General features: G+C 40.8%; 18 protein-coding genes. 16 read left to right on the top strand and 2 right to left on the bottom strand.

Annotated elements, in window-relative coordinates:
- The first annotated feature begins 29 nt into the window (after nucleotides 1-29).
- From ACST15_RS10670 to ACST15_RS10725, 12 genes are all read left to right on the top strand, one after another.
- Complete coding sequence (locus ACST15_RS10670) at nucleotides 30-890, top strand: EboA domain-containing protein (protein WP_459454642.1); 861 nt, start codon at nucleotides 30-32, stop codon at nucleotides 888-890.
- Nucleotides 891-954: 64 nt separating this feature from the next.
- Nucleotides 955-1908: a TatD family hydrolase gene (locus ACST15_RS10675; RefSeq protein ID WP_459454767.1), complete on the top strand. Its 954-nt coding sequence runs from the start codon at nucleotides 955-957 to the stop codon at nucleotides 1906-1908.
- Nucleotides 1908-2789 carry a UbiA-like protein EboC gene (gene eboC / locus ACST15_RS10680; RefSeq protein ID WP_459454643.1) on the top strand — a complete coding sequence of 294 codons (882 nt, stop codon included), beginning with the start codon at nucleotides 1908-1910 and terminating at the stop codon, nucleotides 2787-2789. Before ACST15_RS10675 ends, eboC begins: the two co-directional genes overlap by 1 nt.
- Nucleotides 2790-2798: 9 nt before the next feature.
- Nucleotides 2799-3944: a 3-dehydroquinate synthase gene (locus tag ACST15_RS10685; protein ID WP_459454644.1), complete on the top strand. Its 1146-nt coding sequence runs from the start codon at nucleotides 2799-2801 to the stop codon at nucleotides 3942-3944.
- Between the two features lie 4 nt (nucleotides 3945-3948).
- The gene (gene eboE, locus ACST15_RS10690; protein ID WP_459454645.1) at nucleotides 3949-5151 is read left to right on the top strand and encodes a metabolite traffic protein EboE; all 1203 of its coding nucleotides are present in this window, start codon (nucleotides 3949-3951) and stop codon (nucleotides 5149-5151) included.
- Nucleotides 5152-5155: 4 nt separating this feature from the next.
- The gene (locus tag ACST15_RS10695; RefSeq protein ID WP_459454646.1) at nucleotides 5156-6523 is read left to right on the top strand and encodes an alkaline phosphatase family protein; all 1368 of its coding nucleotides are present in this window, start codon (nucleotides 5156-5158) and stop codon (nucleotides 6521-6523) included.
- A 59-nt stretch (nucleotides 6524-6582) separates the two neighbouring features.
- Nucleotides 6583-6939 (top strand): hypothetical protein, encoded by a 357-nt coding sequence (locus tag ACST15_RS10700; protein WP_459454647.1) that lies wholly within the window; start codon nucleotides 6583-6585, stop codon nucleotides 6937-6939.
- Nucleotides 6940-7005: 66 nt separating this feature from the next.
- Entirely contained in the window at nucleotides 7006-8052 is a 1047-nt protein-coding gene (locus ACST15_RS10705) for a Gfo/Idh/MocA family protein (protein ID WP_459454648.1), read from the top strand.
- A 1-nt stretch (nucleotide 8053) separates the two neighbouring features.
- Entirely contained in the window at nucleotides 8054-8893 is an 840-nt protein-coding gene (locus ACST15_RS10710; protein ID WP_459454649.1) for a sugar phosphate isomerase/epimerase family protein, read from the top strand.
- A gap of 1 nt (nucleotide 8894) precedes the next feature.
- Nucleotides 8895-10100: a parallel beta-helix domain-containing protein gene (locus ACST15_RS10715; RefSeq protein WP_459454650.1), complete on the top strand. Its 1206-nt coding sequence runs from the start codon at nucleotides 8895-8897 to the stop codon at nucleotides 10098-10100.
- Nucleotides 10101-10102: 2 nt separating this feature from the next.
- Nucleotides 10103-11146 carry an SO2930 family diheme c-type cytochrome gene (locus ACST15_RS10720; RefSeq protein ID WP_459454651.1) on the top strand — a complete coding sequence of 348 codons (1044 nt, stop codon included), beginning with the start codon at nucleotides 10103-10105 and terminating at the stop codon, nucleotides 11144-11146.
- A 1-nt stretch (nucleotide 11147) separates the two neighbouring features.
- Nucleotides 11148-12647, top strand: coding sequence for a sulfatase family protein (locus tag ACST15_RS10725; protein ID WP_459454652.1), 1500 nt, complete (start codon nucleotides 11148-11150; stop codon nucleotides 12645-12647).
- A gap of 323 nt (nucleotides 12648-12970) precedes the next feature.
- Here ACST15_RS10725 and leuS read toward each other — a convergent pair whose 3' ends face one another.
- The gene (gene leuS, locus ACST15_RS10730; protein WP_459454653.1) at nucleotides 12971-15793 is read right to left on the bottom strand and encodes a leucine--tRNA ligase; all 2823 of its coding nucleotides are present in this window, start codon (nucleotides 15791-15793) and stop codon (nucleotides 12971-12973) included.
- 46 nt (nucleotides 15794-15839) lie between these two features.
- Here leuS and ACST15_RS10735 point away from each other — a divergent pair, with 46 nt between their 5' ends.
- Nucleotides 15840-16880 carry a sulfite exporter TauE/SafE family protein gene (locus ACST15_RS10735; RefSeq protein ID WP_459454654.1) on the top strand — a complete coding sequence of 347 codons (1041 nt, stop codon included), beginning with the start codon at nucleotides 15840-15842 and terminating at the stop codon, nucleotides 16878-16880.
- Here the strand turns inward: ACST15_RS10735 and ACST15_RS10740 are convergent.
- The gene (locus ACST15_RS10740; protein WP_459454655.1) at nucleotides 16877-19000 is read right to left on the bottom strand and encodes an FG-GAP repeat domain-containing protein; all 2124 of its coding nucleotides are present in this window, start codon (nucleotides 18998-19000) and stop codon (nucleotides 16877-16879) included. The genes ACST15_RS10735 and ACST15_RS10740 overlap by 4 nt on opposite strands.
- Nucleotides 19001-19038: 38 nt before the next feature.
- Between ACST15_RS10740 and ACST15_RS10745 the strand changes: the two genes are divergently transcribed.
- The 3 genes from ACST15_RS10745 (at nucleotide 19039) to ACST15_RS10755 (ending at nucleotide 22320) form a co-directional block, all read left to right on the top strand.
- Nucleotides 19039-20340, top strand: a complete 1302-nt coding sequence (locus tag ACST15_RS10745; protein ID WP_459454656.1) for a UDP-N-acetylmuramoyl-tripeptide--D-alanyl-D-alanine ligase — start codon at nucleotides 19039-19041, stop codon at nucleotides 20338-20340.
- A 174-nt stretch (nucleotides 20341-20514) separates the two neighbouring features.
- Nucleotides 20515-21831 carry an adenosylhomocysteinase gene (ahcY, locus tag ACST15_RS10750; RefSeq protein WP_459454657.1) on the top strand — a complete coding sequence of 439 codons (1317 nt, stop codon included), beginning with the start codon at nucleotides 20515-20517 and terminating at the stop codon, nucleotides 21829-21831.
- A 99-nt stretch (nucleotides 21832-21930) separates the two neighbouring features.
- Nucleotides 21931-22320 (top strand): phage tail protein, encoded by a 390-nt coding sequence (locus ACST15_RS10755; RefSeq protein WP_459454658.1) that lies wholly within the window; start codon nucleotides 21931-21933, stop codon nucleotides 22318-22320.
- Nucleotides 22321-22331 lie beyond the last annotated feature (11 nt).

Consider the following 22331-nt stretch of genomic DNA (forward strand, 5'->3'; position numbering starts at 1 on the left):
AGCCTAAAATCATAAAAAAATAGCATATTTTGAATATCTCCGAGTCCCTATTTCAAGCATTAAGTACCCAATGCCAACCCAAGGAATTGGATTGGTTGAGGGAAAAATCAGCGAAAGACGCCAATTCTTTATCGCTCAGCTTTGTCATGGTTCCTCGTTTCATTGAAAAACAAGAACTAGAAAAAGAAGTGCTGAGTCAAGCCACCACCATCCTACCGGCGTGGAATTGGAACGGTTGGACCTTGGATCGGTTGGCAAGGGTCTATTTATTAAGCCTATGTCAAGAGCGAGATTTGAGTCAAGAAGCATACATCAAGAAAATTAACCTATTGTTTGACACTGCCGAAATGAATGAATCGGTGGCCTTGTACTCCGCCATTCCGATTTTATCATATCCGGAAGCTTGGATGAACCGCGCCACAGATGCTGTAAGGTCCAATGTAGGTTTGATCTTTGATGCTATTGCCTTCGGAAATCCTTATCCAAAGCAGTATTTCTCAGAATTAGCTTGGAACCAATTGGTTTTAAAGTGCATATTCAACGATAAACCCATCCATCAAATAGAAGGTTTGGAAGAAAGAAATAACGAAGCCTTAGTCGCTACGTTGGTGGATTTTGCCCATGAACGCTGGGCCGCTAACCGTCGTGTTCCTTCCCAAGTATGGCGCTTATTGGTTCCTTATTTGAACCAGGACATGTTGGTGGACATTGAGAAATTAATACATTCCGACCAAGCATCCGATCGATTAGCGGCGGCTTTAGTCTTGTCACAAGCTAAATTGCCTGAAGCGAAAACTTTGGCAGAAAAATACAAAAACGAGCTACCCGCAGTTCCAGGCGAATCATGGGGTGCTTTAGAGAAACCAGAACCCATTTACCAACCAGCCTAAGATTATGTGTAAAAATCCACACCAATCGAACCCATCTCACTTTCAAGGATCTGCAGAGGAAGCTATGACTGCCAGTACCGTGGAAGAAACATTTGAGCAATACATCAAAGGCATGAAGTTTTTTGACCCGCATGTGCACATGACGGCCAGAACAACGGATGACTATCAAGCCTTAGCAGATGCAGGCGTGGTAGCCATCATAGAACCTGCATTTTGGTTGGGACAACCTAGAACGGGTTTATCTTCGTTCAAGGATTACTTTGCTACCTTGGTCGGTTGGGAGCGTTTCCGTTCTTCTCAGTTTGGTATCAAACATTATTGCACCATTGGATTAAACTCCCGCGAGGCAAATAATGAGGCATTGGCTGAGGAAGTGATGGAGATTTTACCGCTATTCTTACAAAAAGAAGGAGTGGTGGGAGTTGGTGAAATTGGTTTTGATGATCAGACAGCTTTAGAAGAAAAATATTACCGTGCCCAATTGGAATTGGCAAAAGAAATGAACTTACCTGTGCAGGTACATACTCCTCACCGCGACAAGAAAAAAGGGACGGAGAGAAGTATGGCCATTGCTTTGGAACATGGCTTAGACCCCAAGATGGTGATCATTGACCATAATAATGAAGAAACGGTTAAATCGGTATTAGACCAAGGATTTTATGCGGCCTTCACCATTTATCCTTTTACCAAAATGGGCAATGAGCGGATGGTGGAAATCGTCAAACAATACGGTCCATCCATGATCATGATTAATTCCGCGGCCGACTGGGGTATTTCCGATCCATTGGCGATACCGAAAACGGCAGCATTGATGAAAATGAAAGGTATTGCGGATGAAGATATTCGATTAGTGACCTACCAAAATGCCTTGGATGCCTTCGCTCAAAGTGGACAAATCAAAGAGTCGGACTTTATCCATGGTATGGAAATCGACCAATCTTTGAAATTCAATGGCAATACGGTATTACGGGGTGGCCAGGCTCCTAGAGTCAACAAAAACTCCTTGATCATTCGCTAATGAGCCAAATACGGGCCTTTTTGGAATTAACTCGACCAGCCAATGTCATCACCGCCTTGACTGATATCTTGGCAGGTATGGCCATTGTGGGTTTTCTATTCGTCTGGAAAGATTATTCCATACAGCCTGTAATATTTTTGGGACTTTCCACCATGTGTTTGTATGCCGGTGGAGTAGTATTTAATGACGTATTTGACCGTGAATTAGATAGCTTGGAGCGACCAGAAAGAGCCTTACCCAGCGGACGCATTTCATTAACTGCGTCAGTAACGGGTGGCCTTTTGCTTTTGGTGTTGGGGATATTTCTGGCATACCAACAAAGCTTACTCAGCGCTTACATAGCCATTATCATCTCGCTTTTAGCCCTATTTTATGATTGGAAAGGTAAACACATGACCTATTTCGGTCCTATCAACATGGGACTTTGTCGGGCATTCAACCTACTCCTAGGCATGTCAGTCTATGAATTAGGCGTCATTGAACAAGGTCAATGGATGATTTTGCCATTGATTTACATAGCAGCCATCACCATGGTGAGTCGAGGTGAAGTACATGGAAGTACCCCATGGCCCATCGCAGCTGCTGCCCTATTTTTTTTAATCATTCATGCCGCACAATTATCTTTAGCGATAAAATCTGAACAATGGATCGCCATTCCGTTCATTTTCTTGCATATCACGCTTATCTTTAAACCTTTAATAAAAGCGTATCAAAACCCCATAGGTCCCAACATAGGTAAAACAGTGAAAGCAGGCGTCTTATCACTCATTGTGATGAATGCCGCTTGGGTGAGTCTGAGTGGACAGTGGGTGATCGCTTTGGCAGTATTAGCCCTTCTTCCCATTTCAATGCGAGTAGGGAAATTCTTTGCCGTTACCTAATTTTATAGCATGCAGTCATTAGAACAATATTTTCAGGTACCCTTCCGCTATCAGGTCATTTTCTCCAAAGGCTTATTTCAGCGAGAAAATCCGGTATTCAAGGATTTTATCCAGCATTTTGGATTAGCTGATTTCAGAAAAAGAATTGTATTTGTCATTGACAAGGGTGTGGCCGATGCGCATCCCAATTTAACCCATGAAATCGTTCAGTACTTTGAGCATTATCCTGTGGCTGATTTAGCCCCTGAAATCCTCATTTTACCAGGCGGCGAAGTATGTAAGAATGACCCGCGCTTTTATGAAGAAGTGGTTAGAGCCATCGATGAACATCGGATTGACAGGCACTCTTTTGTAGCATGTATTGGAGGAGGAGCCTTTTTAGACATGAGTGGATATGCGGCAGCAATCTCGCACCGAGGAGTAAAATTCATTCGTATACCGAGTACGGTTTTATCTCAAAACGATTCGGGTGTAGGCGTGAAAAATGGGGTGAATTACATGGGTAAAAAGAATTTCTTGGGCACCTTTGCGCCACCGGTAGCCGTATTTAATGACGTAAATTTATTAGCAACCTTAAACGACCGTGATTGGCGATCGGGTATAGCCGAAGCCATTAAAGTGGCTTTAATCAAGGATTTGGTTTTTTTCCAATGGTTGGAAGAAAATGCAGCCGCCATGAATGAGCGCAATGAGGCCGTTATGATAGAGCAAATCTACCGTTGTGCCGAATTACACATGCAACATATTTCCAGCGGAGACCCTTTTGAATTAGGTTCTGCTAGACCCTTGGATTTTGGCCATTGGGCAGCTCATAAGTTGGAATATTTAAGCAATTTTGAGATACGTCATGGAGAAGCTGTGGCTATTGGTATTGCTTTAGATACGGCCTATTCCCATGAAATTGGTTATTTGACGGCTGAGGAAAGAGATCGCGTGATAGCAGTCATCAGAACCCTAGGATTTGATATTTACCACCCGGCATTGGCCGAAAACGATAAAGCTAATTTATTCAAAGGCTTGCAAGAGTTCCAAGAACATTTGGGAGGACAGCTATGCATCACCTTATTGGAAAAATTAGGAAAAGGAAAAGAAGTGCATGAAATGAATTTTGATTTGATTAAAAAATCGGTTGATTTCTTAGCTCAGATAGGGTAAACATATGAAAACAGCTCAAGGACTTTTAAGCTATTGTTCCAACATTCACCCCGGTGAAATTTGGTCTGAACATTTTGCCAATCTTCAAAAGAACATACCAGCCGTGAAAGCAGCGGTAAGTCCGGATGCTCCCATGGGCCTAGGTTTACGCATTGCGGATTTAGCGAGTAAAGATTTGCAAGATGAACAAGCTTGGAAGGCTTTGACAGATTGGTTGAAAGCGGAAGATTTATATGTATTTACCTTGAATGGCTTTCCCTTTGGTGGTTTTCATGGGGTGGTAGTTAAAGATGATGTGCATACGCCCGACTGGACCACTCAAGAGCGTTACGATTATACGCTCCGCTTGGCCCATATTTTAGCCAAATTATTGCCAGAAGGTCAAGACACTGGTGGAATATCCACCTCTCCACTCTCCTACCGTTTTTGGTGGAAAAGCCCGGAGGCATTGCAAGAGGCTACAGAAAAAGGCACTTTGGCATTGGTCGATATAGTAGATCAATTGGCTCAGATTGAACGAAATACTGGAAAAAGCATACACATTGATATAGAACCAGAGCCCGACGGGATTTTAGAAAATCACCGGGAATTCGTGGATTGGTTTGGCGATTGCCTTTTGCCTTTAGGAATTCCTCATTTAGTACAAAAAGGATATACTGTTGAAAAAGCAGAAGCCTTGATTCGTCGACATATTCAAATCTGCTTCGATATTTGTCATTTTGGCGTAAGCTATGACCATCCGGCTACCTGCATAGCAGAATTAAAAGCAAAAGGCATACAAGTGGGTAAAATCCAAGTGAGTTCTGCCTTGCGTTTAGATTTTAGCCAACAGGCGGAAGAAAAGCTAGCTTTATTGAGAAAATACCAAGAGCCCGTTTATTTACATCAGGTAAAAGCCAAAAAAGCGGATGGAAGCTTTATTCAATATCCAGATTTGGACCAAGCCTTTGCTGCCTATGAAGCAGGTAAATTTTTAGAATGGCGCATCCACTACCATGTACCTTTATTTTTAGAGAGTTATGGCTTGCTGGGTTCCACCCAAAAAGAAATTAGAGAAACCCTAGCCATACAAAAGCAAGAGGCTTTTACGGCTCAAATGGAAATAGAAACTTACACGTGGGGAGTTTTACCCGAAGAACATCAAATTCCTATTCATGAATCCATCATTCGTGAAATTCAGTGGGTACAAGAACAATTAAAAGCTTAATATTATGCAAAAGACGGTCGTGATTGATGTCGTTGGTTTGAGTCAAAGCGTGCTCTGCGAACATACACCGTTTTTAAACCAGTTCATTGCTGCCAGGCAATTAAGCCACATTAAACCCGTATTGCCGGCTGTCACCACCACCTCACAAAGTTGTTATGTGACAGGAAAATATCCCAATGAAAACGGCATCGTAGGAAATGGCTGGTATGATCGGGAGGATGCCGAAGTGAAATTTTGGAAACAATCCAACCATTTGGTTCAAGGAGAGAAAATTTGGGATGCCGCCAAAAAGGAGAACCCGAATTTTACCTGTGCCAAAATGTTTTGGTGGTACAACATGTATTCTTCGGCAGATTATTCGGTAACGCCTCGCCCACAATACCATGCTGATGGCGTGAAGGCACCCGATTGCTACGCCTATCCGGCTTCTTTGCGCGATGAATTACAAGCTGAATTAGGCACATTCCCATTATTCAATTTCTGGGGCCCAAATGCCAATATTAAGTCGACCCGTTGGATAGCGGATGCTTCCATTTGGGTGGATGAAAAATACAATCCCACCTTACATCTCATTTATTTACCTCATTTGGATTATTGCTTGCAAAAATTTGGACCTGACATTCCTAAAATTGCCAAGGAACTAAAGGAAATAGATGAAGTAGTCAAAGACCTAGTGACGCATTTTGAAAGTACTGGGGCTAAGGTGATCCTTTTATCAGAATATGGCATTAATGAAGTGAACCAACCGATTTACATCAACCGCATTTTGAGAGAAAAAGGGATGATTAGTATCCGAGTGGAAAAGGGATTGGAACTTTTGGATGCAGGAGCAAGTGCGGCATTTGCCACGGCAGATCACCAAATAGCCCATGTTTATATAAAAGATCCTAGTAAGGTAGCAGCATTAAAAGCTGATTTAGAAAAAGTAGCAGGTATAGCTAAGGTGTTGAACCGCGAAGAACAAAAAGCTTACCACATCGATCATGCCCGTAGTGGGGAACTGGTGTTAATTGCTGAGCCGCAAGCTTGGTTTGCTTATTATTTTTGGATGGATGATGCCAAAGCCCCGGATTATGCCCGCTTGGTAGACATTCACCGAAAGCCTGGGTATGACCCAGTGGAGATGTTCATGGATCCCAAAAACCCCTTCATTAAACTAAGGGCAGCCTATAAATTGGCTAGAAAGCTCAGCGGTTTTCGCTATTTGATGGATGTAATTCCTTTGGATGCAACACTCATCAAAGGTTCTCATGGGGGTATTTTTTGCGAGCCGGAATATTATCCTGTCTACATTTCGGATCAAAAAGAGCTCCCTAGTCAAGTGGAGGCACCTGAAGTATATGATTTAATTTGGAAAAGTATTTTTGAATAAAAATTTTATTAGAAAATTTAGCACTATATTTAGCCATTAAATCAATAAAATACTTTACCATGAAAAAATTTATTGCCCTTTGCGCCATGATGGCGATGTTCCTTGGCCTGAGTAACACAGCTAATGCACAAGACTTTGATCCACAAGCGATGGTTCAACGACAGCTAGACGGTATTTCTACGGAATTAAGCCTGAATAAAGATCAGGTTAAGAAATTAGAGCCGATTATTTCTGCACGTATGCAAAAAATGATGGAATTCCGTCAGGCAGGCATGGAGCGTGAGCAAATGATGGCAGAAATGAAGAAAATCAATGATGGCCAATTGGAGTCATTGAAAGCCATTTTAACACCAGAGCAATTGGAAAAATACATCACGATGCAGAGTCAAATGCGTCAAGGTGGTCCTAGAAACTAATTCAAGGCTACATTTGCCATGAAAGCAACAATTCTTTATCTCATAGGGCTGATCTTCATCAGCCCTATGTTATTAGTAGGAAATCCCATTCGAGTGGGCATAGCTGGTATGACCCATGATCATGTGGGACAGGCATTGGAAGCCGCTCAAAAAAATGCGGATGTTGTCATTGTGGGTTTCGCAGAAAAAAACAAAGCACTTGCCCTTCGTTTACTCAAACAATATCAATTACCCACTTCACTTTGGTTTCCTGATTTGGAAACATTGATTGCCCAAACTAAACCCGAAGCCGTATGTGCCTTTAATAGCATTTATGAGCATCTGGAGGTGGTACAAACCTGTGCACCGAAAGGCATACATGTGATGGTTGAAAAGCCCTTGGCGGTGAATATGGAGCACCTTAGTCAAATGAAGGCTATCGTCAAAAAACATCCCATTGCTTTACTTACCAATTTTGAAACGACCTGGTATCCCTCTCATGCCAAAATGTGGGATATGCTGAAGGTCGAGAAGTCTTTAGGTGATTTACGCAAGGTAGTCATCATGGATGGACACAATGGACCGGTGGAGATTGGTTGTTCCCAGGAATTCCTTACCTGGCTCACTGACCCCATCATGAATGGCGGTGGAGCCTTGATTGATTTTGGATGCTATGGCGCTAACATCATGACTTGGTTGATGGAAGGTCAAAAGCCCATATCCGTTACGGCAATAAGCCAACATTTGAAACCGAATATCTACCCCAAGGTAGATGATGAAACCACCATTATTTTAAATTATCCCCATTGTCAGGCCATCATCCAAGCATCTTGGAATTGGCCATTTGATAGAAAAGATACCGAATTATATGCCAGTAAAGGCATATTGGTAGCTAATAAAAACAAACAAATGCGCTATATTTCGGATGGTAGATTTGGAAAAGAAAGCTTGATTAATTTATCGCCCTTGGCTCCAGAAAGAGCCAATGTATTTGCCTATTTGTCGGCGGTGGTTCAAGGTAAAATAGATCCACAAAAAGATTTATCTTCTCTGGCCATTAATGAAATAGTCGTTGAAATATTATCCGCTGCCACGGAATCAGCTAAAACTCACAAAACCATTTTTTTAAACTAATATGAAAACTACTTTACTCCTTCTTTTTTTACCCATATTGGCATTAGCCCAGAAACCCATGCAAATCAATGGCAAAGACATTGGCATGGTATCCTTTACCTACCGAAATAGTTTTTCCAAAGACATGGCAAAAACCTTGGATACGCTGAAAAACCAAGGCATTACCGACATGGAATTTTCTAGTTTATTTGGAAAAACAGCTCAAGAAATACGTAGCATGTTGGATGAGCGAGGCATGAAATGTTCCTCTTTGGGGGTGAGCATGGGAGATGCCTTGAATAAAACGGATCAAGTTGGGGAGAATGCCAAAACCTTAGGTGCTTCTTTTGTTCGCGTGGCATGGATTCCTCACACAGGTCCTTTCACCTTGGAGCTAGCTCAAAAGACAGCCCAAGAATTCAATCAAATTGGAAAAGCTTTAAAAGAAAAATACGATCTAACTTTTTGCTACCACAACCATGGTTTCGAATTTGAACCCTATGGAGAAGGAACCTTATTTGATTATTTGGCGCAAAACACAGATCCTAAATATGTTAGCTTTGAAATGGATATACTTTGGACTTTTTTCCCAGGTCAAAATCCAGCCCAACTTTTGGAAAAATACGGCAATCGCTTTAAATTGATGCACTTGAAAGATTTGAAGAAAGGGGTTCAAGGCAATATGTCAGGCACTACATCGGTAGAAAACGATGTTGCCTTGGGTACAGGTCAATTGAACATTCCGGAAATCATGAAGGCAGCTAAAAAAGCTAAGATTCAGCATTATTATTTAGAGGATGAAAGCTCTAGATATCCTGTTCAAACCCGACAAAGCAGAACCTATTTATCGAATTTGAAATAATATGAGTAAGCATTTCCTTTACCTATTTATCTTTCCATTTGTCGTGTTTTCAAAGGTTTATGGCCAACAGGCCATCGAAAAGAAAATACAAACAGATTTGATTTTGGCAGAAGATGGAAGTACCATTCAACTAGAGGAAGGTACCTTTCAGATATCCCAAAGCTTGTCGATGGATGGTAAAAAGAATATGATTATCCGGGGTAAAGGAATCGATAAAACCGTACTTTCTTTTAAAAATCAAGCTGGCGGCGCTGAGGGCATTAAAATCACCAATTCGGAAAACATCATATTGGAAGATATGACTGTACAAGATTCCAAAGGTGATTTAATTAAAACCATGCACGTGAAAGGAATAACCTTTCGGAGAATCAAAGCGGAATGGACGGGAAAACCCTCACCTAGCAACGGTAGCTATGCCCTGTATCCAGTGCTCTGTGAAAATGTACTCATTGATAGTTGCATTGCCATTGGAGCATCGGATGCGGGCATTTATGTCGGTCAATCCAAATACATCGAGGTTAAAAATAGCACGGCCTTTCAAAATGTGGCAGGTATAGAAATTGAAAATTCCCAATTTGCGGAGGTTCATCACAACAAGGCCTATGGCAACACAGGTGGCATTTTGGTCTTTGATTTACCTGATTTGGTTCAGAAAAAAGGAGGTCACGTCAAAGTCTACCAAAATGAGGTGATAGAAAATAACCTAAGCAATTTTGCTCCGAAAGGTAATATCGTTGCTCGGGTACCCAAGGGTACAGGTATGTTGGTCTTGGCTACCAGTCAGGTAGAAATTTTCAACAATAAGATTCACCAACATAAAACCATGGGTATTGGGATCATTTCCTACCACATGACAGAGAATAAAATCAAGGATTTGGAATACGACCCCTATCCTACGGCCATTGAAATTAGGGATAATGATTTTGAAAGAAAACCTGGCCGTGTACCTGCCAAAGGCCGATTTGGTCAAATGTATCGTTTCAAATTAAAGTTTGGCCGACAAGTTCCCAACATCATTTATGATGGCATTTTGGACCCAAAGCGATTAGATTCCAGTGGAGAATATTTCCCATCGTATCGGATTTGCATTCGAAACAATACGAACCAAAGCTTCGCCAATATTGATGCTGAGCATGATTTTAAGAACATCAAACGGGATGTAAGTTTGTACGATTGCCATCTTCAAGCATTTAAGACATTACGTTAATCATGAGGTCCATCCGTTTAGGGCTGTTCTTGCTCGTATATTTCACTTTCATAAACGCTAGCTCCATCCGAAAAAACACGTCGGGTTACGTCATGAAGTTATCTGACTGTGGATTTTTTAAAGGAGAAATGCGGGACCAAATTCCTCAAGATGGAGTAATTCCCTATCAGCTCAATGCTCCTTTATTTTCAGATTATGCTTCCAAACTACGTTTTATCAAGTTGCCTGAGGGAACTAATGTAGCTTATAACGCAGATTCTGTGCTTCAATTTCCCGTGGGTACTGCTATCATCAAGACCTTTTATTATCCTCAAGATGAAGCAAATCCTACGGCAGGAAGAAGAATCATGGAAACAAGGGTTTTAATAAGACAAGAGAAATCGTGGGTAGCCTTGCCGTATATTTGGGATGAAGCACAAACTGAGGCCAATTTAGAAGTGGCCGGAGGTTCTTCCTTGGTCAGCTGGAAAGATAAACAAGGTATTTTGAAACAAGTAAATTATCAAGTGCCTAATATGAACCAATGCAAAGGATGCCACGAAAGAAGTGGTAAAATGACACCCATTGGTCCTTCGGCCCGACAACTACATGGGGACTTCCCCTATACTTCTGGGAATCAAAATCAATTAGATTACTGGTCAAAAGCAGGTATTTTAACAGGTTTACCCACACATAAAGAGATACCGGCCTTGGTTAATTATATGGATGAATCGAAGCCACTACAGGATAGAGCCTTAGCATATTTGGATATAAATTGTGCACATTGCCATAATCCAACAGGCCCTGCACGTTCTTCGGGATTGTATTTAAATTGGGATTCAAAGGATAAAACAGCCTACGGATTCATGAAAACTCCTGTCGCGGCAGGAAGAGGATCTGGCAATTTGAAATACGATATCGTTCCGGGTAAAGCCAAAGAGAGTATTTTAGCCTACCGCATGGATTCAGTGGACCCAGGAATTATGATGCCGGAATTGGGCCGAAAAATGAAGCATCAAGAAGGTATTAAATTAATTCAAGATTGGATCAACTCCTTAAAAGAATAACATGAAAACAAGCTACCTCCTTTCCCTCTTGCTATGTGTTTCCCTAACTACAACTAGCTTATCACAAAGCAAAAGATCATCTAAACCGAACATTATCTACATACTTGCCGATGATTTAGGATATGGGGATATTTCCATATACAATCCCCAAGGAAATAAAATTGCTACTCCGAATATCGACCAATTGGCTAAGGAAGGCATGCGCTTCTTAGATGCTCACTCCGCCTCCGGGGTTTGTACGCCATCGCGCTACGCCATCATGACGGGACAATATCCATTTAGGAGCAAATTACCTATTGGGGTTTTACGAGGCTATAGCCGTACTTTAATCGAAAAAGAACGAATTACCGTAGCTTCCTTTCTGAAAAGTCAAAGTTACCAAACTGGCGTGGTGGGCAAATGGCATTTAGGCGTTGATTGGGCTATAAAACCGGGATTTGAAGGAAATTTAACCCAAGTAAATTATGGTATAAATGAAGAGATGAAACCAGAGCACATTGATTTTGACAAAGACCCGAGTGGTGGTCCAGCAGCCAATGGCTTTGATTATTCCTATATTTTACCAGCTTCTTTGGATATGCCACCTTACTGTTATTTGGAAAATCAACATTTGGTAGAGAAACCTACGGCATATACAGATGGCAACAAATTAACTTCTGGCTATACAGGTCCTTTTTGGAGAGAAGGAAAAATGGCGCCTAACTTTGATTTCTATGGGGTGATGCCTCGCTTCATTGATAAATCCAAGGAGTTTTTGATGCGTCAAAAATCCGACAAACCTTTTTTCTTATACATTCCATTTTCTGGGCCACACACTCCATGGGTTCCTCAAAATAAATTCAAAGGAAGCTCAAAAGCTGGCGAATATGGAGATTTTGTTCAGCAAGTGGATGCTTCTGTTGGACAGCTTATGAAAACCTTGGATAGCCTTGGATTAAAAGAAAACACCATCGTCATATTTACGAGCGACAATGGCCCCTATTGGAGAGAAAATTTCGTGAAAGAATTCCAACATCAGGCAGCTGGAGCATGGCGAGGAATGAAAGGAGATGCTTATGAAGCAGGTCACCGAGTTCCCTTCATTGTTCGTTGGCCTAAAAAAGTAAAAGCAAAAAGCACCTCCAATGCCCTAATTTCACAAACTAGCTTATTGGCCACTTGTCAGCAAATACTGGGTCAGCCAACTAGCAAGAACGATAGTTATGGGATATATCCATTGTTGACCCAAAAAAGTAAAAGTATCCCAGAGCAGGAAGCCGTGGTTTTCACTACCTCCATTGGTTATTTAGTTGTCCGCCAGGGCGAATGGAAATGGGTGGAGGGACTTGGCTCAGGAGGATTCACCGAGCCTAGAAATGTTAAAGCCACGAACCACATCACAGGCCAATTATTTAACCTGAAAATGGATCCTAAGGAATCTGAAAATCTTTTTGATAAATACCCAGAGAAAGTAAAGGAAATGAGGGAGCTGTTGGGGAAAATTAAGAATGGGGAAAATTAAGAATGGGGAATGTAGAATGAAGAATGAAGAATGAAGAATGAAGAATGAAGAATGAAGAATGAAGAAAAGGGAATGAAGAATGTAGAATGAAGAATGAAGAATGTAGAATGTAGAATGTAGAATGTAGAATGAAGAATGTAGAATGAAGAATGTAGAATGTAGAATAGTCATGTACTAAATGTTCCAACGGGAGATGTTAAACGAATAATCATTGGAATTTATAATTCCTTCCAAAATCGAAAGGCTTTAATTTCAGAAAATTCTACATTCTTCATTCTACATTCTTCATTCTACATTCTACATTCTTCATTCTACATTCATCCCTATTTACCCAACACAATATTCACAATCCGCTTCGGAACTACAATAATCTTGCCTGGCGTTTGTCCATCCAATACTTTTTGCACCTGAGGATTTGCTAAAACACCTGCTTCAACTTCCGCAGGACTAGCCGTAGCAGGAAAAGATAAAGTCAATTTCACCTTTCCATTGAAAGAAATAGGGTAATTAAACTCATCTTCTACTAAATAAGCCGCGTTGAAAACAGGGAAAGTAGCTTTTGAAATGCTTCCTGCCTCCTCACCTAAGGCTACCCATAATTCTTCCGACATGTGAGGAGCATAGGGCGACAATAACAAGACCAAATCTTTCAAAATGGCTTTTTTATGGCATTTCAATTGAGTCAAATCATTGACACAAATCATTAAGGTTGAAACAACCGTATTAAAGGAATACCGCTCTAAATCTTCATGCACCTTTCTGATGGCGGTATGCAAAACCTTCAATTCTTCCGGCTTGGCTGGTGCATCTTCCAATTTTACTTTTTGGGTTGTTTCATCAAAGAACAAACGCCAAACTTTTCTAAGGAAGTTATGAGATCCTGAAATACTGTTGGTATTCCAAGGTTTAAATTGCTCCAATGGCCCTAAAAACATCTCATATACACGCAGCGTATCAGCACCATATTTTGCAATCAAATCATCTGGATTCACTACGTTGTATTTGGATTTAGACATTTTCTCCACTTCCCAACCGCAAACATATTTACCATCTTCTAAAATGAAAACGGCATCTTCCGGCACATCATTTCTAGAAGATTTAAATGCCTCCACATTCAATACATCATTTTCAACGATATTGACATCCACATGTAAGGCAGCCACATCGTATTGATCTTTTAGTCCATGCGAAACAAAAGTAGCCGGACTTACATTTTTGACACGGTAAACAAAATTCGATCTACCTTGAATCATGCCTTGATTGATCAATTTCTTGGCAAATTCTTCCTCCTGCACATAGCCTAAATCTTTCAAGAATTTATTCCAAAAACGGGAATACAATAAGTGCCCCGTGGCATGTTCAGAACCTCCAATGTATAAATCGACCGCTTTCCAATAATTCACCGCCTCTTTAGAAGCAAATTCTTGGTCATTTTGGGCATCCATGTAACGGTACCAATACCAAGAAGAACCTGCCCAACCTGGCATAGTTGACCATTCGTAGTCGTATTGACCTTGGTATTTCCACACATCGGCAGCACGGCCTAATGGAGGCTCTCCCGTCTCGGTAGGTAAATATTTATCAATTTTTGGAAGCTCCAAAGGCAATTCGCTTTCTTGAATCAAATAAGGCAATAATTCTCCTTTCGAGTTTGCTTTGAAATAAACGGGAACAGGCTCTCCCCAATAACGTTGGCGAGAAAATACCGCATTTCGCATACGATACTGAATTTTACCTTTTCCAATACCTCTTTCCTCTAACCAAACAGTTAAGATTGGAATAGCTTCTTGGTAGGTCTTTCCATTAATTAACTCAGAATTGATATATCGCCCTTCCTTAGTTGCATCCGCTTGTTTCTCTATATCTTTCTGGGCATCCAAAATCGGGATGATAGGTAGATTAAAATGCGTAGCAAAGTTCCAGTCGCGCTGATCTCCAGATGGAACCCCCATCACAGCACCGGTACCATAACCTGCCAATACATAGTCAGCTAAATAAATAGGGACACGCGCTCCATTGAAAGGATTTATTACAAAAGAACCGGTAAATACACCGCTCACTTGCTTTACTTCTGACACGCGGTCTAGTTCCGAACGAGATTTCGCCCAAGTCACATAGGACTCTACTGCCTCTTTCTGTTCAGGTGTAGTTAATTCCTCCGCCCATTCATGCTCCGGAGCTAATACCATGAAAGAAACCCCATAAATGGTATCCACTCGGGTAGTGAAAACTTTAATCTTTTTATGGGAAAGCGCAGGATTATCGATATCAAAATCAACCTCCGCTCCGATGGATTTACCAATCCAGTTTCTTTGTTGCTCTTTCAAAGAATCAGACCAATCCACCTCGTCCAATCCACGTAATAGTCGGTCGGCATAAGCCGTAATTCGCATCGACCATTGACGCATTTTCTTTTGCTCTACCGGATAGCCTCCACGCTCCGAAACGCCATCTTTTACCTCATCATTGGCCAAAACAGTCCCTAAAGCAGGGCACCAGTTCACCACTGAATCATCCAAGAATGCTAGACGGAAAGCCAATAAATAGGCATATTTATCCTCTTCCGAATAGGAGTTCCACTCCTCGGCAGATATTCTTTTTACCTCTTCATCACAGACTGCCTTCACCCCTTTGGAACCCGATTTTTCAAAAATCTGAATCAACGTATCGATGGACTCGGCTTTGTCTGTAGATTGATTGTACCATGAATTAAACAATTGCATGAAAATCCATTGGGTCCACTTGTAATAAGACGGATCAGATGTTCTTACTTCTCTTTTCCAATCAAAAGAAAAACCCATGTTTTTCAATTGTTCAATGTATCGAGCAATATTTTGCTCGGTAGTTAAGGCAGGATGCTGCCCTGTTTGTATCGCATATTGCTCTGCAGGTAAACCAAAGGAATCAAAACCCATAGGATGTAAAACCTCAAATCCCTGTAAACGCTTGTAGCGGGAGATGATATCAGAAGCAATGTACCCAAGTGGATGCCCAACGTGCAAACCAGCCCCGGAGGGATAAGGAAACATGTCTAGGACATAGTATTTTGGTTTGTTGGGATTTACCTTGGCTTGAAAGGTATGATTAGCCTCCCAAAACGCCTGCCATTGCTTTTCGATGTCTCGAAACTGATACTCTGTACGCATAAATTTTTATCATTTTAAAAAAGGGAATGCAAATTACGGCTTTTTTATGAAAAAATATTTACTCTACTTTATTGGTAGATTAGATAAAGTCTACTACTTTTGTAGGCAGTTTTATCTTACGAGTACATTTATGTCAGACAATACCCCTCCTAGTTCGGAAACCAAGAGAAACTTCCCTAGCATTTTTAAAGCGGTGCAAACCATTTGGAAAAGAGAAAGGAGTTTAACTGAAGTCATTATACACATCAGTAATGCTTTGGCTTTGATGATAGTGGGGCATTTACTCTTTACCTATGTGACCTTTGAGAAAATGGAGGTGGTGTTTTCCTCTGTTAATTCAGAAATTTTATATTATATCTTGGGTGGATTTATTGCTCAAATGATTGATGGAGCCTTGGGAATGGCTTACGGAGTAACTGCTACTACCTTTTTGCTATCTGTTGGAATATCCCCTGCTGCTGCTTCAGCGAGTGTCCATGCGTCGGAGGTTTTCACCTCAGGGGTTTCAGGTTATATGCACTTGAAGTTTGGAAACGTTAACTCCAAACTATTCAAGACTTTAGTCATTCCGGGTATCATCGGTGCTATATTAGGTGCATATGTGATTTCTAGCTTAGAAGAATATGCGGGATTCATCAAACCAATAGTTTCTATTTACACCCTTTTCCTAGGAGCCATCATTATCAGAAAGGCATTAATTAAAAGACAAGAAAAAAGACAATTGAAGAAAGTAGGTCTATTGGCTCTTTTTGGTGGCTACTTAGATTCCATCGGGGGTGGAGGCTGGGGCCCTATCGTTTCTTCTACCTTAATCGCTTCGGGGCGTCATCCTAAATACACCATTGGTAGTGTTAACCTAACGGAGTTTTTTGTATCCTTAGCATCCTCTTTGACCTTCTTTACGGTCATTGGTTTGGGTTATTGGCAGGTTATTATTGGTTTAATTCTAGGTGGTGTGGTAGCTGCACCTATCGCGGCACGTTTGGCTAATAAACTTCCCATTAAATCCATGATGATTTTGGTCGGCATGGTCATCATCATTGTTAGTCTCCGTCAAATCATTCTAGGCGCTGATAAATTCTTTTAGTCGATAAGCAAACGTTTTACTATCCTTTGCCCCGACTTACCTTGCCACTGCAAGAAAAGTGAGCCTTGGAATGCTTTAGGTAATTGAATGGCCTTGGTTTCACGAGCTTGAATGGTGAAGGGATTCATCCAAACCTTACCCTGAATATCCAATACCGTGATTTCACCAGCTTCGAGACTCGATACAAAAACTGGTCCTTGGCTAGGGTTAGGCCAAATTTGAAAGGCATCTTGACTCATTTGTTCTACCACAAGATTGTTGGTATTGTTTTCTATGAGTTGAACACCACCAGAACCCAATCCTAAGGTCAGATCCATTTTCCCATCTCCGTTCCAATCAGCCGCACAAGGCCATACTTTTTCACCAAAATCCGCTGTCCAAGCAAAAGCCTTAGACCGAGTAGCTGTTTTGCCATCTGTACTAAAAGAGATTAATTGCGCCTTCCCCACCCGATCAAAGACTAAACTTTCCAATTTCCCATCTCCATCCACATCTAAAAAACAGATACTCCTAGGAATAAAATTCAAATCCTGACTCAGATTAGCCCAATTGGCGTTTTCCAGTTGCAATGTTTTATCTGTTTGGTATTGGTAGGAACGTATCCTCCCCGATTTTTCTACCATCAATAAATCTAATTTCCCATCTTGGTTCCAATCTACCCAAATGGGTACTTCTCCACTTTGTAAGGCGGGAGTGCTGATTTCTTGCCATTTTTTATCTGAAGTATATAGGGCGACTTTAGGCCCTAAAAATGTTTGATAACTAATGACTAAATCCTTTTTTCCATTGGCATCCCAATCAATGACTTGGGGAATGATCTCAGTAGCTTGCGTCGTCATACTAAAATTTCCGAAGTCATTTGTCCTTTGAATCAAGGAAGGCTGTTGGGCTGTACCGATATTTTCATAAAAACTTAAACTGGCCCTTACTCCCATAGCCCCTCTAATTCCTGCATTTCCTATCAAGAAATCTAAATCCCCATCACCATCGGCATCCCACCAAATTGGGGCAGCACTTTCTCCTACATCCAACATTTGATCCTGAATAAAAGACGATTGCTGCAAAATCCAATTCTCCCCTTGCTTTTGATAATAGCTTAAAGATCGTTGAAAATCTTGCGTATACAAGGCATTGTCATACGTATTACTCGATACCAATACATCTAAATTTCCGTCTTCATTCACATCCAGAGGAAAAGCCGAGGCAAAAGCCCCTATCTGAACTGGATTACCCGTTGGAAAACGATAATTCAATTGACTGAATTGAGTTTTTTTGGCAGTACCCGTATTGATTAAATGAATGAGATTTTGACAAGAAACATGTCCAAACAAAAGATCAGGTAAACCATTTTTATTGGTGATAAGGGCCAGGCTATTACCGGCATGCATCACTCGATTGGGGGTATTTACTTGCAAAGGTATAAAGGAGGAGCCGCAAGATTTTCCTAAAACCACATCCTCACAATCATTATGAATGAAGTCGCCCCAGCAATCTACTGTTTTACGGAATTGAATCAAACCTGAGCCTTTGGCTGCTACATTTTCATGAAATTCCACATAGTGTCCTGCTGGCTCAAATGCCAACACATCTATATCGCCATCCCCGTCTACATCCCCAATGGCCGGGATGTCAGAAGCCGCCACATACAAATTAATTTTACCCGAAAATCCTTCCGAAAAAACTGGGTCAATCAGGGTTTGAAAGGCGATGGTCTCCTTAGAAACATTTTGGTATAATTTCATGCCGGCAGCAGCCGAACAAAATAAATCTTTCCTGCCGTCTTGGTTAAAATCCACCAGGTGGAACCAGTTTTCTACCTTAGGAAAAAAAGATTCATAGCTTGGGCTGTAAACCTCGGAATATTTACCATTCGACATTTTAAAGCGCAAAAAAGTACTTAATTTTTGCGTACTTCGGTCAAAAATCACCCAATCTTCTACTCCATCCGCATTTAGATCCAAACTTTCTACTTGCACGGAATTGAAACCCCCAGCCCAAGGATTAGATAAAAATGATTGATTGACTTTAACGGGGATTTGCGAACTTTGCTTCCAGGATAAACCCTGGGCAAGTATTTCCGAGCTTGGGAATCCAAAAAATAAGAATAGTAAAAATTTCATTCGATATTTGTAAGCCTAAAGCCCTGGTAATCCAACTTATGATGAAGACCTCTAATGTAACACTTTTAGAAAGATTTTTACAATCCACAGGTGTATCCACTGACACGCGGAAAATCACCCAGGGAAATCTCTTCTTTGCTTTAAAAGGTCCCAACTTCAATGCCAATCAACTGGCCGAGGAAGCCCTTGCAAAAGGTGCTGCCTACGCGGTGATTGACGATGAAGCTTTCGCACATATTCCTAAAACGCTTTTAGTGGAAGATGGTTTACAAGCATTGCAAGATTTAGCGCGCTTGTACCGAAAAACTTTATCCATCCCGGTCATTGGTTTAACAGGTTCAAATGGTAAAACGACCACCAAAGAACTATTATTTTCTGTTTTATCTCAAAAGTTTCACTGTTTTGCTACCACAGGCAATCTAAATAACCACATTGGGGTTCCTTTGTCTATTTTGGCCATCCAAGCTAGCCATGAAATAGCGGTTATCGAGATGGGGGCAAATAAACAAGGGGATATTGCAGAATTGGTCAACATTGCCCAACCTACCCATGGTTTAATTACCAACATTGGTAAAGCGCATTTAGAAGGTTTTGGAGGTATAGAAGGTATCAAAAAAGGCAAAGGTGAATTATTTGATTTTTTGTCGCATCATGAAGGAACGGTCTTTTTGCCTTATGAAAAAAATGTGGTGCATGATATGCATGCAGAACGACTTTTTAAGCATAGCATCCGGGCGAATGAAGCCTTGTATACAGAACTGGTAGAAGCTAAGCCAACGGTAGTGTACCGAACCCAAGATGGTTTAGAGGTCAAGAGTCATTTGCCGGGTATTTACAATTTTGAAAATATCCAAATGGCCTTAGCTGTTGGTAAACATTTTGGACTAAGCGATGAGCAATGCCACGAAGGTATTCGCAGCTATATCCCAACGAACCATCGGTCACAGTATATTCATATTGGTAGCAACCAGGTTTTGATGGATGCGTATAATGCCAACCCTTCTTCTATGTCGGCTGCTATCCAACATTTTGCAGAGACAGAAAATTCTCCCAAAATTGTGATTTTAGGTGATATGTTTGAATTGGGAGATTCTTCCGAGGAAGAGCATGCCGCCTTAGGAGCATTACTAGCGCAACAATCATTCGATAAGGTATTATTGGTAGGTCAACACATGCAACATGCTTTAATCCATTTGCCTAAGGCCTATTATTTCCCTGATAAATTTGGTTTGCACAATTGGCTTCAAGACCATCCCATTACGAATAGCTATTTATTAGTAAAGGGTTCTAGGGGCATTTCCTTGGAAAGTGTATTGCCTTTTTTGGAAAATAAAGGCTAATAATCGAGATAGAAATTAAATGATTCATTTTTAACTAAAAAATGTATGTTTCAAATGATTCATAGGTGCATTTCTATGAGGATACAATCCTTTAAATAAGTATTATTTCTTCTTTATTAAAAAAAGAAGTAATTTTGCACTTTATTAAGAAAATTCAATTCAACATCATACACAATGGCATCACAATCAGGTACCTATGTACCATTTAAAGTTAAAGACATTGCATTGGCCGACTGGGGTCGTAAAGAAATTCAATTAGCAGAAGCAGAAATGCCAGGATTAATGGCTTTACGTGCTGAATTCGGAGAAGCTCAACCATTAAAAGGAGCACGCATCGCTGGATGTTTGCACATGACTATCCAAACAGCGGTATTGATTGAAACATTAACTGCATTAGGCGCTGAGGTAACTTGGTCTTCTTGTAACATTTTCTCTACCCAAGATCACGCAGCAGCAGCTATTGCGGCAGCAGGAATCCCAGTTTATGCTTGGAAAGGCATGAACGAAGAGGAATTTAACTGGTGCATTGAGCAGACTTTATTTTTTGGTGAGGATAAGCAACCATTGAACATGATTTTGGATGATGGTGGTGATTTAACGAACATGGTATTTGATGAATATCCTGAGTTAATCCCTGGCATCAAAGGTCTTTCTGAAGAAACAACTACCGGTGTTCACCGTTTGTATGAGCGTATGAAAAATGGTACGTTGTTCTTACCAGCGATCAACGTGAATGACTCGGTAACTAAGTCTAAATTTGATAATAAATACGGCTGTAAAGAGTCATTGGTAGATGCGATTCGTCGTGCTACCGACTTAATGTTAGCAGGTAAGGTAGCTGTAGTGGCTGGTTACGGTGACGTAGGAAAAGGTAGTGCAGAATCTTTACGTGGTGCTGGTTGCCGTGTTTTGGTGACTGAAATCGACCCTATCTGTGCTTTACAAGCTGCGATGGACGGATTTGAAGTAGTGACTATGGATGAGGCTGCTAGTCGCGCTAATATCTTCGTTACAGCTACAGGAAACGTAAAAATCATTCGTGACCGTCATTTCAAGGCCATGAAAGACAAAGCGATTGTATGTAACATTGGTCACTTTGACAATGAAATCGATATGGCTTGGTTGAACGATAATTACGGTGCTTCGAAAGATCAAATCAAACCACAAGTGGATATGTACACGATCGATGGCAAAAACATCATCGTATTAGCAGAAGGACGTTTAGTGAATTTAGGTTGTGCCATGGGTCACCCGTCATTCGTTATGTCGAACTCATTCTGTAACCAAACCTTAGCTCAATTAGAGCTTTGGGCTAATTCAGCTAATTATGAAAACAAAGTGTACATTCTTCCTAAGCATTTGGATGAGAAAGTAGCTTTCTTACACTTGGCGCACATTGGTGCTAAATTAGAAAAATTAGAAAAAGATCAGGCAGAATACATTGGGGTACCACAAAATGGTCCATTCAAACCAGAGCATTACCGTTACTAGTCTTTTTTGAGATTAATTACACAAGCCACCTTCCAAAGAGGGTGGCTTTTTGCTTTCAATACATTCTTGGCTACTTTTACCCTTTAACAATCGTACATCATGACCGATAATCCCAATCCTGGCTTTTATTTCAAAGTAGAATTTGGCAAACTAGAGATGTATTTTCAAGAAATCGCTGGTTTAGATTTTAATAATCTTGAATCATCCGAAAACAAGAAGTATGATTTTATCAGGCTGAAAAAAGGCATTGGGGCTAATCCAGAATTGACGCAAATATTCAGGCAAATATTGCTTAGCGAAAATGAAATAACCTTCAAAAAACTACTTAAGATATCTTTATTGGACTCTAACGGTAAAGCATTAAGTAAATGGGAATTTGAAAATTCTATTCTAGTAAAATCTAATTACACTCCAAGTGAATTGCCGTCACAGAATCTGCCCATTGAATTATTAGTATTTACCTTTACAAGCTTTCGCCGTACTAAATAATATAGAAGTTT

The sequence above is a fragment of the Aquirufa sp. Wall-65K1 genome (assembly GCF_054558475.1).